Source organism: Faecalibacillus intestinalis (genome assembly GCF_003024685.1).
GTDB lineage: Bacteria > Bacillota_I > Bacilli_A > Erysipelotrichales > Coprobacillaceae > Faecalibacillus > Faecalibacillus intestinalis.
Genome location: NZ_PYLQ01000039.1, coordinates 1 through 4650 on the forward strand (window position 1 = coordinate 1; position 4650 = coordinate 4650).

At 50.8% G+C, this 4650-nt stretch carries 2 rRNA genes; both read left to right on the plus strand.

The window, feature by feature from the left end:
- Positions 1-102: 102 nt before the first annotated feature.
- Positions 103-1528: ribosomal RNA gene (locus C7U54_RS14320) — 16S ribosomal RNA — on the plus strand.
- Between the two features lie 214 nt (positions 1529-1742).
- Positions 1743-4645, plus strand: a 23S ribosomal RNA gene (locus C7U54_RS14325).
- Together the 16S and 23S rRNA genes form the textbook arrangement of a ribosomal RNA operon.
- Positions 4646-4650: the final 5 nt, after the last annotated feature.

Sequence of the window (4650 nt, forward strand, 5' to 3'; positions counted from 1 at the left end):
GAGGACATTGAAAACTGAACAGGAAAGAATAAAACACAACGTCAATTAAGTTAAAGAAATAAAAAAGAGCTAAACAGACCAAAGTTGTCTGAAAGAAATAAGACAATGGAGAGTTTGATCCTGGCTCAGGATGAACGCTGGCGGCGTGCCTAATACATGCAAGTCGAACGCTTCACTTCGGTGAAGAGTGGCGAACGGGTGAGTAATACATAAGTAACCTGGCATCTACAGGGGGATAACTGATGGAAACGTCAGCTAAGACCGCATAGGTGTAGAGATCGCATGAACTCTATATGAAAAGTGCTACGGGACTGGTAGATGATGGACTTATGGCGCATTAGCTGGTTGGTAGGGTAACGGCCTACCAAGGCGACGATGCGTAGACCGAGCAACGCCGCGTGAAGGAAGAAGTAATTCGTTATGTAAACTTCTGTCATAGAGGAAGAACGGTGGATATAGGGAATGATATCCAAGTGACGGTACTCTATAAGAAAGCCACGGCTAACTACGTGCCAGCAGCCGCGGTAATACGTAGGTGGCGAGCGTTATCCGGAATTATTGGGCGTAAAGAGGGAGCAGGCGGCACTAAGGGTCTGTGGTGAAAGATCGAAGCTTAACTTCGGTAAGCCATGGAAACCGTAGAGCTAGAGTGTGTGAGAGGATCGTGGAATTCCATGTGTAGCGGTGAAATGCGTAGATATATGGAGGAACACCAGTGGCGAAGGCGACGATCTGGCGCATAACTGACGCTCAGTCCCGAAAGCGTGGGGAGCAAATAGGATTAGATACCCTAGTAGTCCACGCCGTAAACGATGAGTACTAAGTGTTGGGAGTCAAATCTCAGTGCTGCAGTTAACGCAATAAGTACTCCGCCTGAGTAGTACGTTCGCAAGAATGAAACTCAAAGGAATTGACGGGGGCCCGCACAAGCGGTGGAGCATGTGGTTTAATTCGAAGCAACGCGAAGAACCTTACCAGGTCTTGACATCGATCTAAAGGCTCCAGAGATGGAGAGATAGCTATAGAGAAGACAGGTGGTGCATGGTTGTCGTCAGCTCGTGTCGTGAGATGTTGGGTTAAGTCCCGCAACGAGCGCAACCCCTGTTGCCAGTTGCCAGCATTAAGTTGGGGACTCTGGCGAGACTGCCGGTGACAAGCCGGAGGAAGGCGGGGATGACGTCAAATCATCATGCCCCTTATGACCTGGGCTACACACGTGCTACAATGGACAGAGCAGAGGGAAGCGAAGCCGCGAGGTGGAGCGAAACCCATAAAACTGTTCTCAGTTCGGACTGCAGTCTGCAACTCGACTGCACGAAGATGGAATCGCTAGTAATCGCGAATCAGCATGTCGCGGTGAATACGTTCTCGGGCCTTGTACACACCGCCCGTCACACCATGAGAGTCGGTAACACCCGAAGCCGGTGGCCTAACCGCAAGGAAGGAGCTGTCTAAGGTGGGACTGATGATTGGGGTGAAGTCGTAACAAGGTATCCCTACGGGAACGTGGGGATGGATCACCTCCTTTCTAGGGAGAGAAAGTTGTGCTTTCTTGTTTGGTTTTGAATGTCCATGACATTCAAGAGGACATTGAAAACTGGATAGTAGTAAAAAAATTGCGAAAACGATAAAGAAGAGATTAGACATTAAAGAAAAAATAAGGTCTAGTACGAAAAGTCGAAAGTAACTAAGATTTTACAGCAAGTGTAAACGAAAAAAAGTTCAAGCAAGCAAACCTAGAAGGTAAAGCAAGAAAGGGCGTATGGGGAATGCCTAGGCACACTCCGGCGAAGAAGGACGCAGCAAACAGCGAAATGCGACGGTGAGCGGTAAGCACGTGAAGAGCCGTCGATATCCGAATGGGGGAACCCACACGGAGTCATATCCGTGTATCACATGTCGAATACATAGACATGATGAGGCGAGACGCAGGGAACTGAAACATCTAAGTACCTGCAGGAAGAGAAAATAAGAATGATTTTCTGAGTAGCGGCGAGCGAAAGGGAAAGAGCCCAAACCGATCTGAGGATCGGGGTAGTAGGATCATCGATAAATCAAACAGAGGATCATAGAGGAATCACATGGGAAGGTGAGCGAGAGAGGGTGAGAGCCCCGTACTCGAAATGAGAGACTGGAGAGAGATGACACCTGAGTAGGGCGGGACACGAGAAATCCTGTCTGAATCAGCCGGGACCATCCGGCAAGGCTAAATACGAGAGAGTGACCGATAGTGAACCAGTACCGTGAGGGAAAGGTGAAAAGAACCCCGGGAGGGGAGTGAAAGAGAACCTGAAACCATATGCCTACAAGAAGTCAGAGCCCGTTAAAGGGTGATGGCGTGCCTTTTGTAGAATGAACCGGCGAGTTACTGTATGGAGCGAGGTTAAGCAGGATATGCGGAGCCGAAGCGAAAGCGAGTCTTAAGAGGGCGCGAGTTGCATGCAGTAGACCCGAAACCGGGTGATCTAGCCATGACCAGGTTGAAGTTGGGGTAAAACCCGATGGAGGACCGAACCGACCCCCGTTGAAACGTTGGCGGATGAGTTGTGGCTAGGGGTGAAATTCCAATCGAACCCGGAGATAGCTGGTTCTCCCCGAAATAGCTTTAGGGCTAGCGTCGAGAGAAGAGTTGCGTGAAGGTAGAGCACTGAATATGTGATGGCCCCATCTCGGGGTACTGAGCATAATCAAACTGCGAATGTCACGCCAACATGCTCGGCAGTCAGACAGCGGGTGATAAGGTCCGTTGTCAAGAGGGAAACAGCCCAGACCATCAGCTAAGGTCCCAAAATGTATGCTAAGTGGAAAAGGATGTGGAGATGTACAGACAACTAGGAGGTTGGCTCAGAAGCAGCCATCCTTTAAAGAGTGCGTAACAGCTCACTAGTCGAATGACTCTGCGCCGATAATTTACCGGGGCTAAGCATACTACCGAAGCTATGGATCCCAAGGGATGGTAGGGGAGCGTTCCATGAACGGAGAAGTACGACCGAAAGGACGTGTGGAGATCATGGAAGAGAGAATGCCGGTGTGAGTAGCGGAACGTGGGTGAGAATCCCACGCACCGAAAACCCAAGGTTTCCAGAGGAAGGTTCGTCCGCTCTGGGTAAGTCGGGACCTAAGGCGAGGCCGAAAGGCGTAGTCGATGGACAACAGGTAGAGATTCCTGTACCCGTATATATGTGAAGGAATGACGGAGAGAGGAAGCTGCAGCCAGCGGCTGGAAGAGCTGGTGCAAGCGAGATATCGGGATGGCAGGCAAATCCACCATCCGAAACGAGAAGGCGTGAAGCGTACGGAAAGCTACGGCGAGTACGGAAGGCAGTGGAGGAACTTCCAAGAAAAGTTTCTAACGTTAAGTATATATGGCCCGTACCGAAAATGGACACACATGGGTGAGGAGAGAATCCTAAGGTGAGCGAGAGAACTATAGCTAAGGAACTCTGCAAAATGACTCCGTAACTTAGGGAGAAGGAGTGCTCATAGAGATATGAGCCGCAGTGAAACGGCCCAAGCGACTGTTTACCAAAAACACAGCTCTCTGCTAAGCCGCAAGGCGAAGTATAGGGGGTGACGCCTGCCCGGTGCTGGAAGGTTAAGGGGAGGGGTTAACGCAAGTGAAGCCCTGAACTGAAGCCCCAGTAAACGGCGGCCGTAACTATAACGGTCCTAAGGTAGCGAAATTCCTTGTCAGGTAAGTTCTGACCCGCACGAAAGGCGTAACGATTTGGGCGCTGTCTCAGCTGTAGACTCGGTGAAGTCTTAGTACCTGTGAAGATGCAGGTTACCCGCGACTAGACGGAAAGACCCCATGGAGCTTCACTGCAGGTTGATATTGGGATTTGATGCAGCATGTACAGGATAGGTAGGAGGCAAAGAGATGGATACGCCAGTATTCAAGGAGCCGCTGTTGGGATACTACCCCTGTTGTATTGGATTTCTAACCGGACGACGTAGAGCCGTTGACGGGACAGTGTCAGTCGGGCAGTTTGACTGGGGCGGTCGCCTCCCAAAGAGTAACGGAGGCGCCCAAAGATACCCTCAGCTTGGATGGAAACCAAGCGCAGAGTGCAAAGGCAAAAGGGTGTTTGACTGCGAGACCTACAAGTCGAGCAGGGACGAAAGTCGGGCTTAGTGATCCGGCGGTGCTGAATGGAAAGGCCGTCGCTCAACGGATAAAAGCTACCCTGGGGATAACAGGCTGATCTCCCCCAAGAGTTCACATCGACGGGGAGGTTTGGCACCTCGATGTCGGCTCATCGCATCCTGGAGCTGAAGTCGGTTCCAAGGGTTGGGCTGTTCGCCCATTAAAGCGGTACGCGAGCTGGGTTCAGAACGTCGTGAGACAGTTCGGTCCCTATCTGTCGTGGGCGCAGGAAATTTGAGAAGAGCTGTCCTCAGTACGAGAGGACCGGGATGGACGCATCAATGGTGGACCAGTTGTCACGCCAGTGGCATAGCTGGGTAGCTAAATGCGGAAGGGATAAACGCTGAAGGCATCTAAGTGTGAAACCCACTTCAAGATGAGATTTCCCATTGCGCAAGCAAGTAAGACCCCTTAAAGACGATAAGGTAGATAGGTCAGGAGTGTAAGCATGGTGACATGTTAAGCGGACTGATACTAATAGGTCGAGGGCTTGACCGAAAAGG